Annotated in this window: 19 protein-coding genes; 8 read left to right on the forward strand and 11 right to left on the reverse strand. The window is 73.3% G+C overall.

Translation table 11 applies throughout. The features are described 5' to 3' along the window. Window positions 1-370: 370 nt before the first annotated feature. A complete protein-coding gene (locus tag GA0070215_RS21760; RefSeq protein WP_018787920.1) occupies window positions 371-1,864 on the forward strand; it encodes a GH1 family beta-glucosidase in 1,494 nt (497 codons plus the stop codon). 54 nt (window positions 1,865-1,918) lie between these two features. Here the strand turns inward: GA0070215_RS21760 and GA0070215_RS21765 are convergent, their stop codons facing one another. The 3 genes from GA0070215_RS21765 to GA0070215_RS21775 are packed head-to-tail and all read right to left on the reverse strand — an operon-like array spanning window position 1,919 to window position 6,391. Beyond that, window positions 1,919-2,341: a roadblock/LC7 domain-containing protein gene (locus GA0070215_RS21765; RefSeq protein WP_013287300.1), complete on the reverse strand. Its 423-nt coding sequence runs from the start codon at window positions 2,339-2,341 to the stop codon at window positions 1,919-1,921. Beyond that, window positions 2,338-4,989, reverse strand: coding sequence for a sensor histidine kinase (locus GA0070215_RS21770; RefSeq protein ID WP_026268481.1), 2,652 nt, complete (start codon window positions 4,987-4,989; stop codon window positions 2,338-2,340). Before GA0070215_RS21770 ends, GA0070215_RS21765 begins: the two co-directional genes overlap by 4 nt. A 31-nt stretch (window positions 4,990-5,020) precedes the next feature. Next, window positions 5,021-6,391 (reverse strand): FGGY family carbohydrate kinase, encoded by a 1,371-nt coding sequence (locus GA0070215_RS21775; protein ID WP_091049179.1) that lies wholly within the window; start codon window positions 6,389-6,391, stop codon window positions 5,021-5,023. Window positions 6,392-6,650: 259 nt separating this feature from the next. Here GA0070215_RS21775 and GA0070215_RS21780 point away from each other — a divergent pair, with 259 nt between their 5' ends. Continuing rightward, on the forward strand, window positions 6,651-8,570 hold the full coding sequence (locus GA0070215_RS21780) for a chorismate-binding protein (RefSeq protein WP_091049182.1): 1,920 nt from the start codon (window positions 6,651-6,653) through the stop codon (window positions 8,568-8,570). 66 nt (window positions 8,571-8,636) lie between these two features. Here the strand turns inward: GA0070215_RS21780 and wrbA are convergent, their stop codons facing one another. Then, window positions 8,637-9,254 (reverse strand): NAD(P)H:quinone oxidoreductase, encoded by a 618-nt coding sequence (gene wrbA / locus GA0070215_RS21785; protein ID WP_018787924.1) that lies wholly within the window; start codon window positions 9,252-9,254, stop codon window positions 8,637-8,639. 438 nt (window positions 9,255-9,692) lie between these two features. Here wrbA and GA0070215_RS21795 point away from each other — a divergent pair, with 438 nt between their 5' ends. Beyond that, entirely contained in the window at window positions 9,693-10,796 is a 1,104-nt protein-coding gene (locus GA0070215_RS21795; RefSeq protein ID WP_091049186.1) for a winged helix DNA-binding domain-containing protein, read from the forward strand. Between the two features lie 598 nt (window positions 10,797-11,394). On the opposite strand, the gene GA0070215_RS21800 is transcribed toward GA0070215_RS21795, so the two are convergent. Genes GA0070215_RS21800 through GA0070215_RS21815 form a run of 4 tightly spaced genes read right to left on the reverse strand, consistent with a single transcriptional unit; the run spans window position 11,395 to window position 15,726 of the window. Further along, entirely contained in the window at window positions 11,395-12,603 is a 1,209-nt protein-coding gene (locus GA0070215_RS21800; RefSeq protein WP_091049189.1) for an ABC transporter ATP-binding protein, read from the reverse strand. Window positions 12,604-12,612: 9 nt separating this feature from the next. After that, window positions 12,613-13,449 (reverse strand): carbohydrate ABC transporter permease, encoded by an 837-nt coding sequence (locus GA0070215_RS21805; RefSeq protein WP_026268483.1) that lies wholly within the window; start codon window positions 13,447-13,449, stop codon window positions 12,613-12,615. Window position 13,450: 1 nt separating this feature from the next. After that, window positions 13,451-14,446: a carbohydrate ABC transporter permease gene (locus tag GA0070215_RS21810; protein ID WP_018787928.1), complete on the reverse strand. Its 996-nt coding sequence runs from the start codon at window positions 14,444-14,446 to the stop codon at window positions 13,451-13,453. Further along, a complete protein-coding gene (locus GA0070215_RS21815) occupies window positions 14,443-15,726 on the reverse strand; it encodes an ABC transporter substrate-binding protein (RefSeq protein ID WP_018787929.1) in 1,284 nt (427 codons plus the stop codon). The genes GA0070215_RS21810 and GA0070215_RS21815 overlap by 4 nt, the downstream gene beginning before the upstream one ends. Before the next feature lie 395 nt (window positions 15,727-16,121). On the opposite strand from GA0070215_RS21815, the gene GA0070215_RS21820 reads away from it, so the two are divergent. Further along, window positions 16,122-16,553, forward strand: a complete 432-nt coding sequence (locus GA0070215_RS21820; protein ID WP_018787930.1) for a RusA family crossover junction endodeoxyribonuclease — start codon at window positions 16,122-16,124, stop codon at window positions 16,551-16,553. A gap of 47 nt (window positions 16,554-16,600) precedes the next feature. Beyond that, on the forward strand, window positions 16,601-16,876 hold the full coding sequence (locus tag GA0070215_RS21825) for a hypothetical protein (RefSeq protein ID WP_026268484.1): 276 nt from the start codon (window positions 16,601-16,603) through the stop codon (window positions 16,874-16,876). Window positions 16,877-17,356: 480 nt separating this feature from the next. On the opposite strand, the gene GA0070215_RS21830 is transcribed toward GA0070215_RS21825, so the two are convergent. After that, complete coding sequence (locus GA0070215_RS21830) at window positions 17,357-18,142, reverse strand: DUF4184 family protein (RefSeq protein WP_091049193.1); 786 nt, start codon at window positions 18,140-18,142, stop codon at window positions 17,357-17,359. A 22-nt stretch (window positions 18,143-18,164) separates the two neighbouring features. Next, a complete protein-coding gene (locus GA0070215_RS21835) occupies window positions 18,165-18,863 on the reverse strand; it encodes an HAD family hydrolase (protein ID WP_036346554.1) in 699 nt (232 codons plus the stop codon). A gap of 139 nt (window positions 18,864-19,002) precedes the next feature. Between GA0070215_RS21835 and GA0070215_RS21840 the strand changes: the two genes are divergently transcribed. Then, window positions 19,003-20,328 carry a hypothetical protein gene (locus GA0070215_RS21840; protein ID WP_231394865.1) on the forward strand — a complete coding sequence of 442 codons (1,326 nt, stop codon included), beginning with the start codon at window positions 19,003-19,005 and terminating at the stop codon, window positions 20,326-20,328. Window positions 20,329-20,371: 43 nt separating this feature from the next. On the opposite strand, the gene GA0070215_RS21845 is transcribed toward GA0070215_RS21840, so the two are convergent. Then, the gene (locus GA0070215_RS21845; protein WP_091049197.1) at window positions 20,372-23,092 is read right to left on the reverse strand and encodes an MGH1-like glycoside hydrolase domain-containing protein; all 2,721 of its coding nucleotides are present in this window, start codon (window positions 23,090-23,092) and stop codon (window positions 20,372-20,374) included. A 42-nt stretch (window positions 23,093-23,134) separates the two neighbouring features. Here GA0070215_RS21845 and GA0070215_RS21850 point away from each other — a divergent pair, with 42 nt between their 5' ends. Next, a complete protein-coding gene (locus GA0070215_RS21850; RefSeq protein ID WP_091049201.1) occupies window positions 23,135-25,078 on the forward strand; it encodes an amylo-alpha-1,6-glucosidase in 1,944 nt (647 codons plus the stop codon). A 128-nt stretch (window positions 25,079-25,206) separates the two neighbouring features. Next, a partial coding sequence (locus GA0070215_RS21855) for a glycogen/starch synthase (protein ID WP_279616575.1) occupies window positions 25,207-25,367 on the forward strand: 161 nt, incomplete at its 3' end.

A 25,367-nucleotide genomic window follows, 5' to 3' on the forward strand; every position in this document is an offset into this window, starting at 1 on the left:
CAGAGCCACTCGCGTGGCCCGGCTCCCGCGCGACGCGCACGACGGACGCCAATCCCACTTCGTGCGTGTGTGCACCATCGGTGGGGACGGGGGTTGCCCTCCCCCGTCCCCACACTAAACCCCCGTTGTCGACGGCAAAAGAGGCCGACGGGACCGGCGTGACACGCCACCCGGACGGCCTTTCTCGCTATCCACCCCACCCCTCGCCGCTCGCGACGCTCCCGAGCGACGCCCCCGCCCACCCCACGTTCCGGCCGCCCGCCGGCCGCGCCGCGCCCGCGCCGCGGCCGGCGGATCGGGGCCGGCCGCCCCTGGCTATGCCCGGAGCGCTCCCGGCCCAGGGCGGCCCGTCACTCCGAGGAGAAACCTCATGTCGTTACTCACCCGACGGCGCCTGCTCCGCCGCGCCGCCCTGTCCGCGACCGCGGCCGGCGCGGCCCGGTCCGGACTCGCCGGCGCCACCGCGGCCGGGACCGCCACGTCGACAGTCGCGCTCAGCGGCTGCGACAGCCCGCCCGAGCGCACCACCGACCCGGAGCCGGACCGCGGGCTGCGCTTCCCCGACGGCTTCGCCTGGGGCGCGGCGACCTCGGCGTACCAGATCGAGGGGGCCGCGAAGGAGGACGGGCGGGGTGAGTCCGTCTGGGACACCTTCAGCCACACGCCGGGCCGGATCCGCAACGGCGACACCGGCGACGTCGCGGCCGACCACTACCACCGGTACGCGCAGGACCTGGACCTGATGCGCGACCTGGGGCTGCGCAGCTACCGGTTCTCCATCTCCTGGCCCCGCATCCAGGCCGACGGCTCCGGCCGCCCCAACCAGCGCGGCCTCGACTTCTACCGCCGCCTGGTGGACGGGCTGCACGAACGCGACATCGCGCCGATGGCCACGCTGTTCCACTGGGACCTCCCCCAGGCCCTCCAGGACGCCGGCGGCTGGGAGAACCGGGACACCGCCGAGCGCTTCGCCGAGTACGCCGACGCGGTGTTCCGCGCCCTCGGCGACCGGGTGCCGGTCTGGCTGACCATCAACGAGCCGAAGACGGTGGTGCAGAACGGCTACATCTGGGGCCACCACGCGCCGGGCATCCGCGACGAGGACGCGGCGTACCTGGTCGCCCACCACCTCCAGCTCGCCCACGGCCTCGCCGTGCAGGCGCTGCGCGCCTCCGGCCTCAGCGGCCGGATCGGCCCGGCGCTGAACCTGCACCCCTGCTACCCGGCCGACGACTCGACCGAGTCGGCCGCCGCGACCCGGCTGCACGACGGCTACGAGAACCGCCTCTACCTCGACTCGATCTTCAAGGGCGCGTACCCGCAGGACGTGCTGGACGACCTCGGCCCGGACAGCCGGATGGTCAGTGGCGTCCGGGACGGCGACTTGAAGATCATCTCCAGCCCGGTCGACCTGCTCGCCGTGCAGTACTACACGCCGATCTACGTCACCGGCGACGGCGGCACGGTCCGCAAGTGGCCCACCTCCGAGGCGGAGTGGCAGCAGATCTACCCCGAGGGCATGTACGACATCCTGACCCGGGTCACCCGCGACTACGGCCGGGTGCCGATCACCATCACCGAGAACGGCCTGCCCTGCCCCGACGTGCCCGGCCCGGACGGGACCGTCGACGACGCCGGGCGGGTCACCTTCCTGCGCGACCACTTCGCCGCCGCGCACCGGGCCGTCGGCGACGGGGTGCCGCTGGAGAGCTACCACGTCTGGTCGCTGCTGGACAACTTCGAGTGGGCCGAGGGGTACGAGCAGCGCTGGGGCCTGGTCTACGTGGACTACGCGAGCCAGCGACGGGTGCTCAAGCGCAGCGCCCACTGGTACCGCGACGTGATCCGCCGCAACGGCCTGTGAACCGGTGCGCGCCCCGGCCGGCGATGGGCCGGCCGGGTGCGCGCGTCGGGTGGATCAGCGCGGCAGCGCCTGCTGCAGCTCGGCGCGCAGCGCCGGGGTGAGCATCTCGCCCGCCTGCTTGGCCAGCCGCGCCATCTCGTAGCCGACCACGCCGATGTCGGCGTCCGCCCCGGCCAGCGTGGCCAGGATCGAGCCGTCCCGGATCTGCATCACCAGGAAGTAGCCGCGCCCCATCTCGACCACCGTCTGCTTGACGACGTCACCGTCGAACATCTGGGCCGCACCGGCGGTGATGCTCATCAGGCCGGAGGTCACCGCGGCGAGCTTGTCCGCGTGGTCGCGCGGCAGGTGCGCCGAGATCGCCACCAGGAGGCCGTCGGACGACACCACCACCGCGTGCGCCACCCCCGGAACACGCTCGGCGAACGCGTTCACCAGCCAGCTCAGGTCGCGTGCCTCCTGGCTCAACGTCGTCACTGTCGTCGTCCTCCTTCATCGCGCGGCAGGTACATCTCGGTGGTCTCCTCGGCCTCGGCCCGCCGTACCCCGCTGTAGAGGCGCGACAGCATGCCGCCGACCGCCTCCGGGTCCGGCTCGTGCCGCACCACCGGGCGGCCGGCCGGGACGGCCGAGGTGAGCTGGGCCATCGGCACGCGTACCGGAAGACCTCGTTCGTTCGTCCCTCCGGTCACCGGCGTCGCCGCCGGTGCCGGCGGCACACCCGGCGCCGACGCGGCGGGCCCCTGCCGGCTGAACCACCCGCCGGCCGCCGCGCCGGCATCCGGCGTCAGCACGTCCTCGGCCCGTGCCGGGCGGGGACGCGGCACGGTCACCGGCGCGGGGGCCGGCGCCGGCGCAACGGCACCGTCGTCCGACCCGTCGCCCAGCGGCCGGCCGGTCAGCGGGGACACCGGCAACGCCGCGGGCTGGCCCGGCGCCGGACGCCATCCGGCCACCGGCAGCTCCGCGGTCGCCGCCGCGAGCGCACCGGACGCGGTGACCGGGCCGGAAAGCATCGGCTGCGCCATCCCGCGCCCGAACCGTTCCGGCACCGGCCGGCCCGCCTCCGGCGCGGGCGCCTCGGCCAGCAGCTCGACCGGGATCCGCACCCGGGCCACCAGGCCCTCGCGCCCGGCCCGCAGTTGCACCCGTAAGCCGTTGCGGGCGCTGAGGTGGCTCACCACGAACAGGCCCATCCGTTCCGAGGCCGACACGTCGGCGGCCGGCGGCTCGGCGAGCACGGCGTTCGCCTCCGCCAGCGCCGTCGGGCTCATCCCCAGCCCTTCGTCGACGATCTGCACGAGCGCGCCCCGGCCGTCCGGCTCGACGACCACCCGTACGGCGGTGTCCGGGCGGGAGAACGCGGTGGCGTTCTCCAGCAGCTCCGCGAACAGGTGCACCAGGTCGCCCACCGCGTGCCCGACGACGTGCAGGCCGGTCCGGTTCTCGTGGCGCACCCGCTGGTACTGCTCGATCTCCGCGCTCGCGGCCAGCAGCACCGCGCCCAGACCCACCGGGCGGTTCCACCGCCGGGTCGACTCGGTGCCGGCCAGCACCAGCAGGCTCTCGTCGTTACGGCGCATCCGGGCGGCGAGGTGGTCGAGCTTGAACAGGTTCTCCAGCTGCTCCGGGTCGCTCTCCTCGCGTTCGAGGTCGTCGAGCAGCTCCAGCTGCCGCTCGACGAGCACCTGGCTACGCCGGGCCAGGTTGACGAACATGGCGTTCACGTTGCGGCGCATCATCGCCTGCTCGACCGCCACGTCGACGGCACTGCGGTGCACGGCCACGAACGCCTCCGCCAGCTCGCCGATCTCGTCCTGCGAGTCGATCACCGAGGGCGGTACGTCGATCGCGCCGATCGGGCGGTCCACGGTACGCAGCCGTTGCAGCGTCAGCGGCAGGTCCACCTGCGCGATCCGCAGCGCCTGGCCGCGCAGCTGCCGCATGGCACGAGCCACCGACCGGCCGACCAGCAGCGAGATCAGCACCGCGACCAGGAGCACGGTCGCGATCGCACCGGCCACCAGCAACGTGTCGCGCAGCTGGCGGGCGCTGGCGTCGTCGGCCTGGCGTACCGCGTCGGCGACGATCTCGCTCTCCAGCTGGCGGAACAGCTCCTGCCGCTGCTCGCTGGCCGCCCACCACTGGGTCGCGTCGAGCAGGGCCGGCCCGGCGCCACCGCCGGGCAGTGTCCGCTCCTCCATCCGGGTGGCGGCGGCGAAGGCCGGGTCGACGGAGGTGCGGTCGTAGCGGCGGATCTGGTCGGCGGTCGCCGCGACCCGGAACGCGCCGAGCGCGGTGAGCTGCTGGGCCCGCAGATCGCTGAGCGTCACCTGGTCGTCGGCCTCGTACCGGCCGGACCGGGCGGCGGCGTAGAGCTCGGCGCGGATGCGCGAGGACAACTCCTTGACCCGGGACAGCTGCACGTACCGCAGCACCGCCTCGGTCAGCTCCTGCCGGCCGCCGCCGGGCGACGGCTCCGCCAGCAGGTTCAGCAGCGCCGCGACCGACCGGTGGTAGTTGCTCAGCACCGTGTCGCTGGACAGCACCGCCGGCGCCACCGCCGCCCGGATGTTCACCACCTGGTCGTACGCCTCGAGCGCCTCGGAGTAGGACACCCGCCAGGCGGCGTCGGCGTCGGCCAGCGGCGCGGCGGCGACGCGCAGCTCGGCCATCGCCCGGTCGGTGGCCTCCTGCAGCGGGGCGAGCGCGGCGACCGCGGCGTCCCGGTCGGCGCCGGGGCGGCGCAGCGCGGCCAGTTCGCCGGCGGTGCGGTCCCGCTCGTGCTGGAGCCGGTCGACGACGGCGGAGATCTGCTGGCCGATGCCGACCTGCTCGGCGAAGGCGCTGAGCGTGGTGGTCTGCCCGACCAGCCCCCGGGTCTGGATGCCGGCCAGGACGAGGAACGCCAGTGAGGGGATCACCAGCACCGTGGCGAGCTTGGTGCCCATCCGCCAGTCCCGCAGCCGCAACCCGGAGCGCCGCCGGTGCGGCGCGGGGGCCGCACCGCGAGCCGGGTCGGGACCTGCGCCCACGGTTGCCTCCTCGTCCCGCCCCACCACGTCGGGGAGCGGAGTCCATCCAATCAGGCCGCCGGTCGGTGTCAACGGCCGCCCGGACGGCATGACCAGGACGGTCAGCGCCACTGGTGGACGGTCACGTGTGCGAGGCGGCCTCGTCCGTCCGGCCGACCCCGGCGATCTCGTCCGCCTCGGCGAGCCGGCCGAGCGCGACGAGCGCGGCACCGGTGGCGCCGATCTCCGGGTTGCGTTGCCAGCACACCCGGCGGGGCGCGAGCACGTCGAGGAACGCACCGCGCCACCACGGCGAGGCGGTCAGCGCCCCACCACCGAGGATCACCTCCATCGGCTCGCCGACACCGGACTCCAGCAGCGCCAGGTCGTCCGCGACGAGCCGGCACAGGCCGCTCATCAGCCCGGCCAGGATGTCCACGGCGGTGGTGCCGAAGCTGAGTCCGCGCAGCTCCCCCGAGCCCGCCGGGGCGATCCCCGGTGGCCGATCGCCGCCGAAGCGGGGGTTCGCCCGCACCGAACCGGTGACGCGGTCCAGCGCCGCCTCCAGTTCCCTGCCCTCGGGCAGGCGCAGCTCGCGCGACGCCCAGGCGAACAGGTTGCCGCCGCTGGAGTACGCCGCGCCGGTCACCACGTGGTGGTGGTCGACCCGGTACCGCCAGAGCTGCTCCGGCAACGGCGGCGGCTCCGAACCGGCCGGCACGGCCTGGATCGTGCGGACCGCCGCGGAGGTGCCCACTGTGACCGCCGCGCGGGTCGGGTCGACACAGCCGGAACCGACGTTGGCGGCCGCGCCGTCGCCGACCGGCGGCGCCCATCGCGCACCGGCCAGCTGCGGCCAGCGCCGCGCGTACGCCGCGTTCAGCCGGCCGTGCCAGCCGTCCGGGGCCAGCCGCAGCATCTGCTCCGGGCGTACGCCGGCCAGCTCGCACGCCTCCGGATCCCAGTCGAGGCGGCGCAGGTCGAGCAACCCGGTGCCGGAGGCCAGCGAGATCGACATCGGCGCGTCGTCGAGCAGCGTGCCGAGCGTGTACTCGGCGAGCCCGGTGAAGCCGGCGGGCCGGTCGACGCGCTCGCGCAACCACGGCAGCCGCACCGACCAGTAGCAGCGGTGCCACCAGGCGCCGGTACGCCTGTGGAAGTCCTCCGGATCGGCCGGCCCGGTCGCACCGGGCAGCGGCTCCGGCCGGGTGTCCAGCCAGGTCAGCACCGGACCCGACGGTGTGCCGTCGGGCGCCACCGGCAGCACCGAGTGCCACTGCGCGGAGGTGGCCACGAGGTCCACGTCCCGCAGGTGCCCACCGGCGGCCAGCTCGTCCAGGCACTCCACCAGGCAGGCCAGGTAGGCGGGGCCGTCGAGCGTCCCGGTGCCGTCGTCCCCGGTGACCAGGCGCACCCGACGCCGGGCCAGCGCGCCCGGACGCGGCACGGCGTCCGCGTCGAGCACCAGGCCGCGCACCGAGGAGGTGCCCAGATCCAGAGCGAGAATGTCCATCGCCGGTCAACCTACCCGGCGGGACCGGCGATCACGCCAAGATCCGTACCCGGTGCCCCGCGATCGGGTTCCACGGCGCCTGTCGATCGCGTACAGTGACCGTCATGCCCGCGCACCTGTCCTGCTGGTGGCCCGCCGACCCGGCGGCCCACCCCCGCGCGTAGCTTCCCCACGCGGCCGCCCGACGAGGCGGCCGCCGGTCTCCCCCGGCATCCCGGGTCGCCTCCACCGGCGGCCACCGGCCCACCGAGGAGATCCGATGACCCGCCTGTCCGACCCGCTCGCCGCCGTCGCGGCCGGCCGCGACCCCGGCCCGTTCGCGCTCGTCCGCCGCGAGGGCACCGACCACGTCGACCTGTTCACCGGCCCGGTACGCACCGCCGGCCGGCTCGCCGACCTGCCGCTGCCCGAGGACGGCGCCGGTGCGCACACGCTGGCCCTGGTGCCGTTCCGGCAGGTCACCGAGCGCGGGTTCGAGTGTGTCGACGACGGGCTGCCGCTGGAGTTCCTGGCGGTCGAGACGCACCGGCGGATACCGCTGGCCGACCTGCTCGACGACCTGCCCGACGCCGAGGTGCGCACCCGCGACGCCGGCTTCGACATCGCCGACGACGAGTACGCGGCGATCGTGGAGCGGGTGCTGGCCGACGAGATCGGCCGGGGCGAGGGGGCGAACTTCGTCATCCACCGGACCATGCGCGCCACGGTGCAGGGCGACCCGCTGGCCGCGGCCCTGGCGGCGCTGCGCCGGCTGCTGCTGCGCGAACGGGGCGCGTACTGGACGTTCGTGGTGCACACCGGCACCCGGATCCTGGTCGGCGCCAGCCCCGAGCGGCACGTCAGCGTCACCGACGGGCTGGTCGAGATGAATCCGATCAGCGGCACGTTCCGGCACCGGGGCGAGACCGTCGACCGGGCCGAGCTGCTGCGCTTCCTGCACGAGGAGAAGGAGGTGGAGGAGCTGTACATGGTGCTGGACGAGGAGCTGAAGATGATGGCCGTGGTCGCCGAGCACGGCGGCCAGGTGGTCGGGCCGTACCTGAAGGAGATGGCGCACCTGGCGCACACCGAGTACCTGCTGGCCGGGCGCTGCTCCCGGGACGTGCGCGACGTGCTGCGGGAGACCATGTTCGCGCCCACCGTCACCGGCAGCCCGATGGAGAACGCCTGCCGGGTGATCGCCCGGCACGAGCGCACCGGCCGGCGCTACTACGCCGGGGTGCTCGCCCTGCTGGGCCGCGACGAGCAGGGCCGGCAGACGCTGGACGCGCCGATCCTGATCCGTACCGCGGAGATCTCGCCCGCCGGCGCGCTGCGGGTGCCGGTCGGCGCGACGCTGGTCCGGCACTCCACCACCGCCGGGGAGGTGGCCGAGACGCACGCGAAGGCGGCCGGTGTGCTGGCCGCGCTGGGTCTCGGCCCGGACGCGCCGCGCTCCGCCACCGAGCCGGCCGTCCGGTACGCCGACGACCCCGAGGTACGCGCCGCGCTGGCCGCCCGCAACGCCCCGCTGGCCCGGTTCTGGCTGGACCAGCGGGAGCCGGGGGCGATCGCGCTGCGCGGGCTGGCCGGGCGCCGGGCGCTGATCGTCGACGGTGAGGACACGTTCACCGGCATGCTGGCCCACCAGCTCGGCGCGCTGGGCCTGGCGGTGACCCGCCGGGACTGGCCGGAACCGGGCCCGCTGGACGGCTACGACCTGGTGGTGGTCGGCCCCGGGCCGGGTGACCCGCGGGACGCGACGGCACCGAAGATGGTGGCGCTGCGGGCGCTGCTGGCCGAGCTGCTCGCGTCCGGCCGGCCGACGCTCGCGGTGTGCCTGGGCCACCAGTTGCTCGCCGGGCTGCTGGGCCTGCCGCTGCACCGCCGCGACGCGCCGTACCAGGGGTTGCCGCGGGACGTGCCGGTGTTCGGGACGATCCGGCGGGTCGGGTTCTACGCCAGCTTCACCGCACTCGCCGACGCCGACCGGGTCACCGGCCCGTACGGCCCGGTCGAGGTGTCCCGCGACCCGGCCGACGGCGCGGTGCACGCGCTGCGCGGCGCGGGTTTCGCCGGGGTGCAGTTCCACCCGGAGTCGGTGCTGAGCCAGGACGGCACGAGGGTCCTGGCGGACCTGCTCGGGCATCTGCTCGACCGGCCGGCGCTGAGCGCGCATGGCGCGGCCGATCGCGGGTAGGGCACAGGCGACCGGTGGTGCGGACGGGTTCGAGAGCCCCCGTCCGGCCACCGGTCGCCAGCCGGGTCAGCCGGCCATGCCCCGCTTCAGCGCGGCGCCCATCAGCACGGCGCGCTTGGCGGTCAGCGCGGTGGCGGCCAGTGCCACGTGGTCCGGGGCGACCTCGCCGTTGTTGCTGGTGTGCGACGCGCCGTACGGGTTGCCGGCGACGAACTGGCTCGGGTCGGTGTAGCCGGGGGTCACCACGATGCCGCCCCAGTGGTAGAAGACCGTGTACAGCGACAGCAGCGTCGCCTCCTGGCCGCCGTGCGACGTGGCGGTCGAGGTGAACCCGCTGTAGACCTTGTCGGCGAGCGCGCCGGCGGCCCAGAGCGGGCCGGTGGTGTCGATGAACTGCTTGAGCTGGGCGGCGATCATGCCGTACCGGGTCGGCGAGCCCATGATGACCACGTCGGCCCAGGACAGGTCGTCCGGCTGCGCCTCCATCACGTCCTGGGTCTCCAGCCGGTGTGCCTGCCAGCCGGAGTTGGAGCGGATCGCCTCGTCGGGCGCCAGCTCACGTACCTTACGCAGACGCACCTCGGCACCGGCTTCCCCCGCCGCCTCGACCGCCGCCTGCGCCATCTGGTAGGTGATGCCGGTCGCGCTGTAATAGATCACCGCGACCTTGACCTGGCCATCCATCAGACGTCCCTCCTCGTTTCGGGTCAGCTCCGGCGACTACCCGTTACTTGTTCCGTCAAACTCCGGGGCGTGGCATCCACTCCGGGTGGAGATCCGCGCGGCCGGCGCCGGCGCGGACGTGGTCGCGGTGACGCCGGGCGCTGGGCTTCGAGGTGATCGGCCGAGGGCCGGAGGGCTTCCGGCACCCCACCCGGGGGTACGTCGATCCGCTGGCCGTGCACCGGCACCTGGACTGAGCGTGGCTCAAGATTTGCGCAAGTTCCGTCCGCAACCGCTCTGCCCGCCCAGCCCGCACGGAATGCTTGTCGAACCGGCGCCGGCCGCATCGGCCGTCCCGCGCCGGGAACCTGAACGGGGGATCGCGCTGGTGTCGGCAGCGCCGCCGGCGCAGCGCGATCAGGGGCCGGTCTGTCGTACCCCGGGCCTACGCTGACGCCCGTGACCATACGCCTCAACCGCGCCGAGGCGCTCGCGCTGCGCATGACCGGCCTGCTGTTGCGCCCGCACCCCACCGCCCGTCCGCAGGGCGTCGCCGACGTGGTCGAGTGGTTCGGCGCCATGCAGGCGCAGGACGCGGCAAGCGGGCTGTGGTCGCTCGGCGTCCGCCTTCCCGGCGCCACCCAGGACGACGTCCGCGCGGCGCTGGAGCGGCGCGAGGCGCTGCGCACCTGGCCCATGCGCGGCACCGTGCACCTGGTCCCGGCGCGCGACGCGCGGTGGATGCTGGAGCTGACCGGGGTGCGGACGCTGGCCGGCACCGCCGGGCAGTGGCGGCAGCTCGGGCTGACGGTCGCCGACGGCGAACGGGCCGGTGACGTGCTGGGTGCGGCGCTGACCGGCGGCGGCCGGCTGACCCGCGCCGAGTGCCTGGCGGCGCTGCGGGCCGCCGGGCTGTCCACCGACGGTCAGCGCGGCTACCACCTGCTCTGGTACGCCAGCCAGCGCGGCATCACCTGCATCGCGCCGCACGTCGGCACCGAGCAGACGTTCGCCCTGCTCGACGAGTGGGCACCCGAGCCGCACCGGCCGGAACGCGACGAGGCGCTGGCGATGCTGGCGCACCGCTACGTGCGCGGCCACGGCCCGGTGAGCCGGCACGAGCTGGCCCGGTGGACCGGCCTGACCGTCACCGACGCGACCCGGGCGATCACCCTGGCCGGTGACCTGCTCGCCCCGGTCGAGGCCGACGGCGAGCCCGCAGTCGTCGACGCCGCGCTGCTCGACGCGCCCCGCGCGCCGGTCGACGACCTGCACACGCTGCCCGGCTTCGACGAATACCTGCTCGGCTTCAAGGACCGCTCGCTGATGCTCGACCCGGCGCACGCCGCCGCGGTGGTCCCCGGCAACAACGGGGTGTTCCGGTCGACTGTGGTGCGGGGCGGGCGCGTGGTCGGCACCTGGACGCGGACGCTGGGTGTGAGGGCGGTGACCGTGACGGTGCAGCAGCTCGTGCCGTTCGACGCAGCGCTGCGCGACCGGGTGGACGCGGCGCTCACCGGCTACGCCCGCTTCCTGGGCCGGGAGCTGCGCCACTCCTGGTGAGCAGTGGGCTCCCGCCGCACCTCTTCTCTTCTTCTCTCGTGCTGTCCGGCTTCGCTCCTGCTCCGCTGCTCCTGTTGCTCTTCAGCGCCTTTGCTCTGCAGCCGTTGACGCATCGGTTCGCGTGACCGTCGCGTGGGTGGGTGCAGAGCAAGGGCAGTGAGGGCGCTCTCCGGCGGCTGACACTGCGGGTCGGCGGCTCACCGCCCGCTGGTCCCCGAGGTCGGCGAATTGTGGCACCGTCCCAGCAAAAGGTCCCCGCGCCGGTGATGAGTGGAACGTCATGGGTGTCAAAACCGCGCTGAGACACCCATGACGTTCCACTCACCGGTTCGGCCGGGCGCGGGGGACGGAGTAGGTGGTGGCGCCCGGCGCGTGGAGTCACGGAGCTGACACGTCGCCGTAGTGCGGCTCGACCTTCCTCGTGGCCAGCAGGGCCGGCCCGGCCGCCAGGTGGGGTACCCGCCTCACCCCCTTTGCTCTGCAGCCACGGAGGCAAGCAGCGCACCGAGCGTTGCGTCGAGGGCTGCAGAGCAAGGCGTGGCAAGGCCGAAGGGCCGGCGGCGCGCATCGCCACCGGCCCTTCGCACACGTCAGGGGATCAGTCGGCGAGCGCTCCGGCCGAGCGGCCCTCTTGCAGCGTCAGGTTGCGTCCGCTGCCCGGGTCGAACAGGTGGATCTTCTCCAGGTTGAACCACGCCCGGCGCGTCTCGCCCTCGCGAGCCGAGGACTCCGCCGACAGCCGGGTGACCAGGTTCGACCCGCCACCGGCGAAGTCCGCGGCACCCGTGTCGGCGGCCAGCTCCTCCAGCTCGGCGGCGCTGGCCCGCTCCCCCTCGACGGTGAAGTAGACGTACTTGTCCGAGCCCATCGACTCGACGATGTCGACAGGCGCCTCGAACTCCATGCCCCGGCGGCGGGTCTCGTCGTCGACCAGCGCGGCGTCCTCGAAGTGCTCCGGGCGGATGCCCAGAATCAGCTCCTTGGGCGCGTCACCGGCCTCCAGCTCGCGGCGGATCCGGTCGCCCACCGGCACGTCGCCGAGCGCGGTCCGCAGCCGGCCGTCCTCCACGACGGCGTGCACGAAGTTCATCGAGGGCGAGCCGATGAACCCGGCGACGAAGAGGTTGCGCGGGTGGTCGTACAGCTCCTGCGGCGGCCCGACCTGCTGCACCGCGCCACCCCGCATGATGACGACCCGGTCGCCGAGCGTCATCGCCTCGGTCTGGTCGTGGGTGACGTAGACGGTGGTGGTGCCGAGCTGCTTCTGGAGCCGGGACACCACGGTACGCATCTGCACCCGCAGCTTGGCGTCCAGGTTCGACAGCGGCTCGTCCATCAGGAACGCCTTGGGCTGGCGGACGATCGCCCGTCCCATCGCCACCCGCTGCCGCTGGCCGCCGGACAGGTTGGCCGGCTTGCGGTCCAGCAGAGCGGTCAGCTCCAGCACCTTCGCCGCCTCGTCGACCTTCTGGTTGATGGTCTCCTTGTCCAGCTTCGCCAGCCGCAGCGGGAACGCCATGTTCTCCCGCACGCTCATGTTCGGGTAGAGCGCGTACGACTGGAAGACCATCGCGATGTCGCGGTCCCGGGGTGCCTTGTCGTTGACCCGCTCGCCGCCGATGCGCAGCTCACCGGAGCTGATGTCCTCCAGCCCGGCGATCATGTTGAGCGTGGTGGACTTCCCGCAGCCGGACGGGCCGACCAGGATCACGAACTCGCCGTCGGCGATCTCCAGGTCGACGTCCTGTACGGCGGTGGTGCCGTCCGGGAACCGCTTGCTCACCTTGTCCAGCACGATGTCGGCCATTGCTACCACCTATCCCTTGACTGCGCCGGAGGTCAGACCGGAGACGATGCGGCGCTGGAAGAAGAGCACGAACAGGATGATCGGCACGGTGATCACCACGGCGGCGGCACAGATCGCCCCGGTGGGGTCCTCGAACTGCGACTCACCGGTGAAGAACTGCAACGCCACCGGGACCGTGCGGGACCGCTCGGTCGAGGTGAGCGTGATCGCGAACAGGAAGTCGTTCCAGCAGAAGATGAACACCAGGATCGCCGTGGTGAACACGCCGGGCGCGGCCAGCGGAGCGATCACCCGCCGGAACGCCTGTGCCTGGGTGGCGCCGTCCATCTTCGCCGCCTTCTCCAGGTCCCACGGGATCTGCTTGAAGAACGCCGACAGCGTGTAGATGGCCAGCGGCAGCGCGAACGTGATGTACGGCAGGATCAGGCCGGGCCAGGTGTCGAACAACCCGAGCTGCCGCTCGATCTCGAACAGCGGCGACACCAGCGACACCTGCGGGAACATCGCGATCAGCAGCGAGACGCCGACCAGGAGCTTCTTGCCCGGGAAGTCCAGCCGGGAGATGGCGTACGCGGCCATCGCCCCGAGCACCACCGCGATCGTGGTGGCGATCAGCGCGATGCCGATGGAGTTGACCAGGGCGCGGACGAACTGGTCGGTGTCGAAGATGGTCCGGTAGTTGTCGAGCGTCCACTCCCGCGGCCAGAACTTGCCGTCGGTGAGGGTGGCCGGGGTCTTGAACGACAGCGAGGCGATCCAGAGCACGGGGACCAGCGCGAAGACGACGACCACGACGTCCAGCAGGCCCCAGCGCACCTTCGCCCGCGTGGTGGTTTCCACAGCCATGTCAGCGCCTCTCCCCATCGTCGCTGCCCGGGGCAGCGGTGCCGAACAGCTTCACGAACACGAAGGCGATGATCGCCACGGTGATGAAGATCAGCACCGACATCGTGGAGCCGATGCCGAGGTTCAGGCCCCGGATCAGGTTGTTGTAGGCGAGCATCGACACCGACGACGTCTCGTTGCCGCCGTTGGTGAGCACGAAGATGTTGTCGAAGACCCGGAACGCGTCGAGCGTGCGGAACAGCAGCGCGACCAGGATGGCCGGCTTCATCACCGGCAGCATCACCTTGGTGAACCGCTGCCACGCCGTCGCACCGTCGGTGGAGGCCGCCTTGAGCAGGTCCTCCGGCACCAGCGCCAGCCCGGCCATCAGCAGCAGCGCCATGAACGGGGTGGTCTTCCAGATCTCCGCCAGCATGATGATCGCCAGCGAGCTGGCCCGTTCGGTGAGCGGGGCGCTGCCGTCGAACAGGTTCGCCAGGTAGCCGGTGCCGGGCGTCCAGGCGTACCGCCAGGAGAACGCGGCGACCACCGTGACGATGCCGTACGGGATCAGCGCCGCGGTGCGGACGATGCCCCGGCCGACGAGCGTCCGGTGCATGATCAGCGCCAGGCCCATGCCGAGCACCAGCTCGACCGCGACGGTGACCACGGTGATCAGCGCGGTCACCCCGAACGCCGTCCACCAGAAGTCGTTCGTCAGCACCGTGACGTAGTTCTCCAGCCCGACGAACTTCCGCTCGTCGGGGAAGCGCAGGTCGAAGCGCTGCAGCGACAGCCACACCGAGTACAGGATCGGGTACGCGGTGACCAGCACCATGACCAGCGCGGCCGGCGCGCACAGCAGCAGGCCGAGGCGCCGCTCGGCGCGCTTGTTCTCGCTCAGCGGGGCGCGGGAGCCGCGCCGGGACCGCTGTTCCGGTACGGCCGCGTGCCGGCCGTCCGGTGCCTCGGCCTCGGCGGCGGCCTGCGCGCCGGCCGGGGTGGCGTTCACGCTCATGGCAGAACTCCCTTGGACTCCAGCGCGTCGGAGATCGCCTCGCGCAGCTCGTCAGCGGTCTGCTCGGGCCGGATCGCCGACGGCGGCGACAGGATCGCCGACATCACCGTGGAGATGCTCTGGTAGGCCGGGGTCAGCGGCCGCACCGCCGGCTCCTTCAGCTCCTCCAGGATGGTCTCCTTCATCGGGTACGCCTCGGTCATCTCCGGGTCGTCGTAGACGGCCTCGATGGTGGGCGGCACGCCGTCGTTGACGGCGGAGAACTTCTGGTTCTCGGCGTTACGCAGGCAGCGGGCCGCCTCGAACGACTCCTCCGGGTGCTCCGAGTAGGTGCTGACCGCCAGGTTCACCCCGCCGATGGTGACCTTGCTCGGGGTGCCCGGGTCGATGCCCGGCACCCGGGCCCACTTCACGTTCTTCGCCAGGTCGGGGTTGGCCTCCTGGAGCGCCGGATAGACGAACGGCCAGTTCACCTGGAACGCGCCCTTGCCGGACTGGAACTCCAGCCGCACCGGGTCCTCCAGCGCGTTGCTGAACGACGGCGAGGTCACGCCCGACGTGGCGAACTTCTGGAGCTGGTCGAGCGCGCGGACCGCACCTTCGTCGATCTCCGCCTTCTTGCCGTCGTCACTGAGGATCTTGCCGCCGGCGCTCTCGGCGAGCGTGTTGTAGAGCACCACCAGGCCCTCGTACTGGGCGCCCATGGTCAGCACCTGGTACGGCTTGCCCTGCTCCTTGAGCTGCTGGGCGGCGGAGATCATCTCGTCCCAGGTCTTCGGCGGCTGCGACACCAGGTCGGACCGGTACCAGAGCAGCTGCACGTTGGTGTGCTTGGGCGCGGCGTAGAGCTTGTCCTCGTACCGGGCGGTGTCCAGCGAACCGGCCAGCGTGCCCTGCTCGGCCTCGGCCTTGTCCTGCCCGGTCCACTCCCGGATCCATTTGGCGCTGGCGAACTCCTGCGTCCAGGTGACGTCCAGCCCGAGCACGTCCATCCCGCTGTCCTGCGCGGCGAGCCGCCGCACCATCTGCACCCGCTGCTCGTCGGCCTCGCGCGGCAGCACCCGGTAGTCGATCCGGTACCGCCCCTGCGCCTGCGTGTTGCAGGTGTCGACGACCTTCTGCAGGTTCTGCTCCGGCGGGTAGTACAGGTTGATCGTGGGGACGCCGCCGTCGCCGCCGGATCCGCAGGCGGCCAGCGGGGCCACCAGCGCGAGCGCGGCGGCCGCCGCCGCCGCGCGTCCGGCCGGCCGCCGTGCGGCCGTGTCGGGGACTGTCGTCATCACCCTCCCCCTCTCTCCTACGAAGAACCGGGGGGTGACCCGCGCCCCGGCGCGCGGCGAGACGATCGGGGCATCGGCCCGATCGCCCGACGCCCCGGGCGTGTCGTGCGGCTGAACGTGCCCGACCTGCGACGGAGCGAAACATCACGGAAATGTGACGGCGACGGCACGATCCGGGCCGGGCGATCGCACGTCGTCCCACTTAATGAAACGGCGAGGCTACCCAGCGTCAGCGGTCTGCACTAGCGTGGGGCTGGCTCCGTAGCCGGCGCGTCGCCGTCGATGCCGATGCGCCTCCGGCCGTCCCCCATCGCCCGCCCGATCGGTTGGTTCTGACGGGAAGTGCCGTGTGCGCGTTCCCGGGTTGGGCAGGATTCCCCCGAGGAGGTGCCGTCGTGCAGGACACCCGCGCTCTCGCCCTGACGTTCGAGGTGAGCGGCCTGCCCCCGGTCAAGACCGAGGCCCTGTCCATCTTCGCCGCCGGGCACCGGCAGGCGACGAGGGTCCGCACGCTGCTCCAGGCCGCCTGCACGGCGGCCCAGCGCACCGGGTGGACCCCGTTGACCGGGCCGGTCGAGGTGGACCTGACCCTGCGCTGTCCGCCCGGGCACCGCACCTCCGACGCCAGCACGCTGCTGGGCGGCGTGTGCGCGGTGCTCCAGGACAAGAAGCGGGTCTCCACCATCGGTCTCGCCCACCTCGGGGTGCTGGTCGACGTCGCGCTCTGGGCCGACGACCGGCAGATCCGCCGGCTGTCGTACGTCGAGGAGCCGGCGGAAGAGTTCTCGTATCTGGTCCGGGTGTCGGCCGTACCGACGATGGTTTGACCGACGTCCGCGGTGGGGTACCGCGGACGCCGAGGAAGGGAGTGCTGATGTCGGAGCCACATGTCACGCTCGATCCGAGCGGGCTCGACCCGGTGCAGCAGAAGCTGCGCGGCCCGCTGGAGGATCAGCTGACCTCGGCCCTGCAGGCGGCCGCCGACCGGATTCGCGCCGGCTACGCGGGCGAGCCGGTGGAGGACGTCTGCCGTCGGTTGCTCGACGAGACCCGCTCCGGCCTGCACCCGGACATCGCGGCCGGGTTCCAGCCGGACATGGACGAGTTCTGCCGGGTCGCGGTGGCGATCGTGCGGGGCGAGCTGACCTGAGCGGGCGGCGCGCGGGGGACTGAGTACGCGGACCGATGGCGGGGGCCCGTGTCAGCTCCGCCGCACGTCGACCGAGACCGGTCGCCCTCCCCCAGCCGCACCGGCAGCCGCCCGCCGTCGGGCGGTCGCAGCCCGAGCCCGGATCTGTCGGCCGGTGAAGGATGCCGGACGGGTCAGGACCGGGTCCGCAACTCCCCGGCCCTGACCCCGGCCGTCCGGTTCGGTAGCGGTCTGCGCCACGGGGAACACGGCAGGCGTGGCACGACGCCTTCCGCCGGGCTCCGCACGGCGAGCCGGTATGCCCGCACTCAGCTCCACGGTGCTCTCACCACCGGACTCCGGTGCGCCCCCGTCTCACCCCGACGAGGCGTGGACGCCGGCTCAGGTTAGGCACGTCCGCGCAGGCCGGACAAGCGATGACCGGAGACTGCGGTTGTGATTGATGTCTATGCCGAACTGCGGCATGTCGGCGTAACGGGGTCAGCCGGTTTCGCGCTGTTCGACTTCGAGACGCGGGCTGCGCCCGGCCTGCCGCGGTGCCACGGTCCGGGCCGCGACGGCCCCCGCGACCAGTGCCAGCGCGGCCACGTGCAGCGCCCGTACGCCCGCCGGGGCGGGGACGCCCGCCGCGGGCAGCGCGGGCATCAGCAGCGCGCCGAGCCCGGTGACCGCCAGCGCCACCCGCCAGAACACCGCCGGGTTGGCCTCCGGGGCGGGTTCGCCTACGCCACCGGTCCGCACGGCGCGACGGGCCTCGCAGACGGCAAGGACGACCACCAGTAGCCCGCCGCCGAGGCCGCCGACCACGTCCGCGAACTGTAACCAGGAGACGCCGGTCAGCGCGCGGAAGTCGGCGACGCCGAGCATCCGGGGCAGGCGTTCGCTGTGGCTGACCCGGTCCCACGCCACGTGGCTGAACGCGCCGATCAGCGCCGAGCAGACGGTCACCTGCCAGGGGTGCCGCACCCGGGCCAGCGTCGCGTACCAGGGCCAGCCGAACCACCGCGGCGCGGGCAGGTGCACCGCGATGCCGGCGACCACGCGACGCACCACCCAGGCGTACGCGAGGGCCACCGGCAGGCACCACCAGAGCAGGCCGCCGAGCGTGTGCGTCCGCAGGCCCAGGGCCAGCGACGTGCCGGTGAACAGGTACGCGGCGTCCGGCGCGACAGCACCGGTGCACAGCGCCACCCCGTCGAACCAGGCCGGTCGCCACAGTTTCAGCGGCAGCACCGGCGCCAGGTGCGACGGGAAGGTCAGCGGCACGTCCCGGACGTTACCGGCCCGCTCAGAAGTGGTGGACCAGGTCGGGGAACGCGGCCAGCCGGATCACCCGCTGGTCGGACGGGTCCAGCTCGTCGTGCTCCAGGACCCAGGTGTTCTCGTTCGGGATGAAGACCGCGTTCATCCCGGCGGCCCGGGCGGGCAGGATGTCCGAGCGCGGGGAGTTGCCGATCATCCAGGCGGCGGCCGGGTCGAAGGCGTGCTCGCGGGCCAGCCAGCGGTAGGTGTCCGCGTCCTTCTCCGGCACGATGTGCGCGGCGCGGAAGTGGTGCAGCAGCCCGCATGCGTCCAGCTTGCGCTGCTGCTCCTCGCGCTCGCCTTTGGTCAGCAGCAGCAGCTCGTGCCGACCGGCCAGGTCGTCGAGCGTCGCGGCCACGCCGGGCATCAGCTCCACCTGGTGCCCGACAAGCGCCGCGGCGAGCTGCTCGATCTCGGCGCGCTCCCGGGCGGTGGCCGGACGCTCGCGCAGCTTCTCCAGGCACTCGCCGAGGCTGCGCAGGAAAACCTTGCTGCCGTAGCCGTGCGCGACGGCGTTCGCGCGCTCGATGTCGTCGAGCACCGCGCGGATCCGGGCCCGGTCCAGCGTGGGGTGGTCGAGCCAGGTGAGGAAGTCGTCGATGACGCGCTCGAACAGGACGTTGTTCTCCCAGAGCGTGTCGTCGGCGTCGAACACCAGCACGGCGGCGTCCCGGCGCGACGGCATCGCGTCCCCCTCCCCCTCGCGGACCTCGCACACCGTACTGCCCGGTCGCCGGACGGACCACGCGGATTATCCGGTCGGCCGCCGGTTACCGGCGGCTACCCGACTGCGGAATCCCTGGTCGGACGGCATGCTTCGGCCCATGACGATCTCACCCGATCATCCACCTGGACGCCGGGGCCGGCGGTGCACGGCCGTCGCGGTGGCCGCGACGCTCGCCGTCGCGGGCGCGGCGCTGCCGGGATCCCCGGCACTGGCCGTCAACGCCGCACACACCACGGTGGTCGGTACGAACCCGGTCGACTGGACGCCGCACGCGCTGGACGGCACGGTGCACCGCATCCTCCAGATCGGCAACCGCGTGTACGTCGCGGGCACGTTCACCAAGGTGCGCAACGCGGGGCGGTCGGCCCAGCTGGCGATGCCCCGGCTGGTGGCCCTCGACGCGAGCACCGGCCGGATCGACACCACGTTCCGGCCGCAGGTGAACGGCGCGGTCAAGGCGCTCGCCGCCGCGCCGGACGGCCGCTCGCTCTACATCGGCGGCGCGTTCACCACTGTCAACGGCACCGCGGCGTCCCGGCTGGCCCGGATCGACGCGGCCACCGGTGCCCGGGTCGCCGGGTTCACCACGCCGGCGCTGAACAACCAGGTGAACGACGTACGGCTGGTCGGCACCCGGCTGATAGTCGGCGGCGCGTTCCAGACCGTCGGCGGCGTGACCCGGCGTGGCCTGGCGGCGGTGAACGCCACCACGGGGGCGGCCGACGCGTCGGTCGACCTGAACCTGACCGGTCCGCGCAGGACGACGTCCGGCGCCACCGCGCCGGTGAAGGTCGAGGCGCTGGACGTCTCCGCCGACGGCCGGCGGCTGGTGTTCGTGGGCGGCTTCAGCAGCGTCGCGGGCGTGGCGCGGCACCAGATCGCCGTCGCCGACCTGAGCACGGCGGGCGCCACGCTCTCCGGCTGGGCCACCGACCGTTACCAGCCGCAGTGCGCGAGGACGATGCCCGTCTACATGCGCGGCGTCGACATCTCACCGGACGGCACCTGGTTCGCGGTGGTGACCACCGGCGGCCCGTTCCCGGGCACGCTCTGCGACACCGCGGCGCGCTTCGAGTTCGGCACCGCCACCGGCGGCAAGCAGCCGACGTGGGCCAACTACACCGGCGGCGACACGCTGCTGTCGGTGGCGGTGACCGGAGCGGCGGTGTACGTCGGCGGCCACCAGCGCTGGCTGGACAACCCGCTGGGCCGCAACTCGGCCGGTCCGGGGGCGGTGTCCCGGCCGGGTATCGGGGCGATCCACCCCGCCACCGGCAGGGCGCTGCCGTGGAACCCGACCAAGGACCGCGGCGTCGGCACCCAGGAGCTGTACGCGACCGACAGCGGTCTGTGGGTCGGCAGCGACACCGTGACGATGGCCGGGGAGTACCACGCCCGGCTGGCGTTCCTGCCGCTGCCGTGAGGCGCGGGGCCCGGGGCGCGGCGGGACCCGTCGCGCCCCGGCCTCAGCGGCGCAAGGTGAGGATCAGGTCGGCGACCAGCGCGGTCCACCCGGTCTGGTGCCAGGCGCCCAGGCCGGCGCCGTTGTCGCCGTGGAAGTACTCCGGGAAGCAGATCAGGTCGCGCCAGTCCGGGTGGGTCTGGAACAGCTGCGCGGCCCCGTAGATCGGCCGCCGTCCCCAGTCGTCGCGGGTGAACAGCGAGATCAGCCGTGCGGACAGGTCGTCGGCGATCTCGTCGAGCGTCCGCTTCACCCCGGACCGGGTCGGGTACTCGACCTGGAGGTCGTCGCCGAAGAACGCGGCGTAGTCCCGCAGCGCGCTGATCAGCAGGAAGTTCGTCGGCATCCAGATCGGGCCGCGCCAGTTGGAGTTGCCGCCGAACAGGCCGCTGGTCGACTCGGCGGGCTCGTAGCCGACGCTGAACTCCTGCCCGCCGAGCGCGACGGTGAACGGCTTGTCCAGGTGGGCGCGGGACAGCGTGCGCAGCCCGTACTCGGAGAGGAACTCGTCGGTGTCGAGCATCCGGGCCAGCAGCCGCACCACCTGGTCCGGTGCGACCATCGACAGCAGCCGCTGCTGGCGGCCGTCGGGCCCGAGCCGGCGGGCGCCGATCACCTCGGCGTACTCGGGGCGGTTGGTGAGGAACCAGCGCAGCCGCGCGCCCAGCTCGGGCAGGCGGCGCATGGTCCGGGCGGTCAGCCGGGTGACGGCTGCGAGGGGCAGCAGCCCGACCACCGAGCGGACCTTCAGCGGCACCTGCGTGCCGTCGGCCAGCCGCAGCACGTCGTAGAAGAACGCGTCCTCGGCGTCCCACAGCCCCTGGTGGTACGCCGCCGCGGCGATGTACGCGAAGTGCTCGAAGAACTTGGTGGCGGTGTCGGTGTACGAGCGGTCGTGCTCGGCCAGCACGATCGCCATGTCGAGCAGGTTGAGCGCGTACATGGCCATCCAGCCGGTGCCGTCGGACTGCTCCAGCACCCCGGCGACCGGCAGCGCGGCCGAGCGGTCGAACGGGCCGACGTTGTCCAGCCCGAGGAAGCCGCCCTCGAAGACGTTGTTGCCGCCGGTGTCCTTGCGGTTGACCCACCAGGTGAAGTTGAGCAGCAGCTTGTGCATCACCCGGGCGAGGAACTCGTGGTCGCGGGAGCCGTCGATCTCGAAGACCTTCAGCGCCGCCCAGGCGTGCACCGGCGGGTTCACGTCGCCGAACGCCCACTCGTACGCCGGGATCTGCCCGTTGGGGTGCAGGTACCACTCCCGCAGCAGCAGGAGGATCTGCTCCTTGGCGAAGCCCGGGTCGACCCGGGCGATCGTGACGCAGTGGAAGGCCAGGTCCCAGGCGGCGTACCAGGGGTACTCCCACGGGTCCGGCATGGAGATCACGTCGAAGCTGTTCATGTGCCACCAGGCGCTGTTGCGCCCGTGCCGGCGGCCGGCCGGCGGCGGCGCGGAGCCGGGGTCGCCGGCCAGCCAGCGTTCGACGTCGAAGTGGTAGAACTGCTTGCCCCACATCAGCCCGGCGATGGCCTGGCGTGCCACCAGGGCCTCGTCGGCGGTGGCGGCAGCCGGGATGACGCTGTCGAAGAACCGGTTCGCCTCGGCGCGGCGCGCCCAGAGCACGGTGTCGAACCCGTCGCCCAGGTCGGCCGGGGCGGGGGGCGCGGCGGCCGGCGGCGGCGCGGTACGGGTCAGCCGCAACCGGATCTGCCGCTGCTCGCCGGCCGGCACGTCCAGCACGTAGTGCAGCGCGCCCTTGGTGCCGGTGCGGTCCGGGTTGACGGTGGCGGCGCCGGCCACGACGTGGTCGTTGATGCCGTCCTTCGGGTACGCCGACCGCCCCGGCAGCCCCCACAGCCGCTCGGCGTTCGTCTCGTTGTCGCACAGTAGCGGCACCGGGTCGCCGTCGCCTTCCAGCAGGAGCTGCCCGAGCACCCAGTGGTCACCGACGAGCCGGGCGCCGGCCCGCTCCCCGGACTCCACGCCGGTCAGCTTCGGCATCCGGTCGGCGCCGGGCAGGCCCCACGCCCAGGTGTTGCGGAACCACAGCGTGGGCAGCACGTGCAGCGTCTCGTCCCGGTCGCCCCGGTTCGCCACGGTGACCAGCACGCACATGTCCGTCGGGGACGCCTTGGCGTAGTCGACGGTGACCGCCCAGTACCTGTCGTCGTCGAAGATGCCGGTGTCGACCAGCTCGTACTCGGTGTCGTCCCGGCCGCGCAGCGCGTTCTCCGCGACCAGTTCGTCGTACGGGAAGGCGGCCTGCGGGTAGTGGTAGCGCCAGCGCATGAAGGAGTGCGTCGGGGTGCTGTCGAGGTACCACCAGTAGTCCTTGACGTCCTCGCCGTGGTTGCCGCCGTCGCCGCCGAGGCCGAACATCCGCTCCTTGAGGATCGGGTCGCGCCCGTTCCACAGGGCGAGGGCGAAGCAGAACGTCTGCCGGTCGTCGCAGACGCCGGCCATGCCGTCCTCGTTCCACCGGTACGCTCGGGACCGCGCGTGGTCGTGGGGGAAGTAGTCCCACGCCGTGCCGTGCTCGCTGTAGTCCTCCCGTACCGTCCCCCACGCCCGTTCGGACAGATAGGGGCCCCATGCGCGCCAGTCCTGCTCGCCGGCGTCGGCCTGGGCGAGCCGGTGCCGCTCGGGGTCGGGGAACGTGGAGGTCGACCGGTCGGTGATCACTGGCACATTTTCGACGCCGCCCGGGTACTTCTCCACAGCGGCCATTGTCGCCGTGGCATGTCACACCTCGCTGCCGGTGGAGGAAAGTTGATCGACATCCGTTTCGGGCCGCGATCCTGCGGCGAGCTGTCCACCGCCGCCGCGCGGGAATGGCTGGTCACGGACGGGCGTGGCGGATACGCCATGGGCACCGTCGCCGGGCTGCGTACCCGCCGGTACCACGGGCTGCTCGTGGTGGCCGGAGACACGCCAGCGTCCCGCAAGGTGGGACTCGTGAGCCTCGACCCGGCGGTGACGCTGCCCTCGGGGCGGCAGGTCCGCCTCGGCGCGCACGAGTGGTCCTCGGGCGTGGTCGACCCGCGCGGCTTCGAGCTGCTGGAACACTTCGACCTGGCCGACGGGGTGCCGCGCTGGCGGTGGCGCGTCGGCGACGTGGTGATCGAGCGGGAGATCGCCATGACGTACGGCCGCTCCTGCGTGGCGGTGGTGCACCGGCTGATCTCCGGCGGCCCGGTGCGGCTGGACCTGGCCGCGGCCTGCACCTGGCGCGACGCGCACGGCGAGCGGCGCGCCGACGGCCCGGCGCCCCGGCTGGAACCGGCGGCCGGCGGCGCCGTGGTCGACGGCGCGTACCGCCTGGCCGGGCCGGACTGGACCCCGCGGGGGCAGTGGTGGCACGGGGTACGCCACCGCACCGAGGCAGAACGCGGCCTGCACCCGGACGAGGACCTCTGGTACGCGGGCCGGTTCACCGGCGCACTCGACGAGCCGGGCGCGACCGTGTCGGTGCTGGCCTGGGCGGACGACCTGGCCGAGGAGCCGCCACCGGCGACCGCCGTGGTCGAGGCGGCCCGGCGGCGCAGCCGGGCCGTGGTGGCCGCGGCGAAACCCGGCGACGCGGTCGAGGCGACACTCGCGCTCGCCGCCGACGCGTTCGTGGTACGCACCGCCACCGGCCCGGACGTGGTCGCCGGCTACCCCTGGTTCGGGGCGTGGTCGCGGGACACGATGATCTCCTACGAGGGTCTGTTCCTGTGCACGAACCGGGCCGACGAGGGGCGGGACCTGCTGCGGGCGTACGCGGCCACGCTGAACGAGGGCATGCTGGCGAACACGGCCGACACCGGCCGGGTCGAGTACAACACCGTCGACGCGACGCTGTGGTTCCTGCACGCGGTGCACCGGCACGTCACGGTCACCGGTGACACCGACCTGGGCGACGAGCTGCTGCCCGCGCTGCACCGCGTCATGGAGGCGCACGTGGCGGGCACCCGGTACGGCATCGGCGTCGACCCGGCCGACGGGCTGCTGACCCAGGGCGGCCCGCCGGACGTGGCGCTCACCTGGATGGACGCCCGGGTGTACGGGGTGCCGGTGACCCCGCGTACCGGCAAGCCGGTCGAGGTAAACGCGCTGTGGATCAACGGGCTGGCCGGGGTCGCCGAGCTGACCGAGCTGGCCGGACGCGACGCCGCCGGGCTGCACGACCTGCACCGCCGGGCCGTCACCGCGTTCCGGGAGCGCTTCCCCGCCCCGGTCGGCTGGCTGCACGACGTGGTGGACGCCCCGGCGCCCGCGTACCCGCTGGGCGGCGCCGCGCACCACGACGACGACCTGCTGCGGCCCAACCAGCTGCTCGCCTGGTCCCTGCCGCACGCCCCGCTGGAGCCGGACGAGGCCACGCTGCGCCGGATCACCGAGGCGCTGTTCACCCCGCTCGGGCCGCGCAGCCTCGCCCCGGACTCCCCCGGCTTCGCCGGGCGGCACCGGGGCGGGCCCGCCGACCGGGACTCCGCGTACCACCAGGGCACCGTCTGGCCGTGGCTGACCGGACCGCTGCTGGACGCCTACCGCCGGGCCGGGTTGCCCACCGACGACCTGCTGGTGGGTCTGGTGGGCCACCTCGCCGAGGACGGCCTGGGCTCGGTGAGCGAGACCGCCGACGGCGCGGCGCCGCACGCGGCCACCGGATGCCCGTTCCAGGCGTGGTCGGTGGCCGAGCTGCTGCGCGCGCGGCGGATGCGCCGGTAACGCGTTACAGACCGGCAACCGGCGCGTCGCCCCCGGTTATCGACCCCTCGGCAGGATGGGTGGCGACCCCACCGGACACCGCGGCGACGCCGCCTCGGGTGGGGACGCCACAACTCAAAGGGGGCCGCGTGTCAGCTGACGCCGAAGTGATCGACATCCAGCCCGCCCGGCGCCTGCGGGTGCTGCTGCTCTCCTGGGAGTACCCGCCGGTGCTCGTCGGTGGCCTCGGCCGCCACGTCCACGCCCTGTCGGTCGCCCTGGCCGCCGCCGGACACGAGGTCACAGTCGT

The sequence above is a fragment of the Micromonospora marina genome, from assembly GCF_900091565.1.
GTDB classification, from domain to species: domain Bacteria; phylum Actinomycetota; class Actinomycetes; order Mycobacteriales; family Micromonosporaceae; genus Micromonospora; species Micromonospora marina.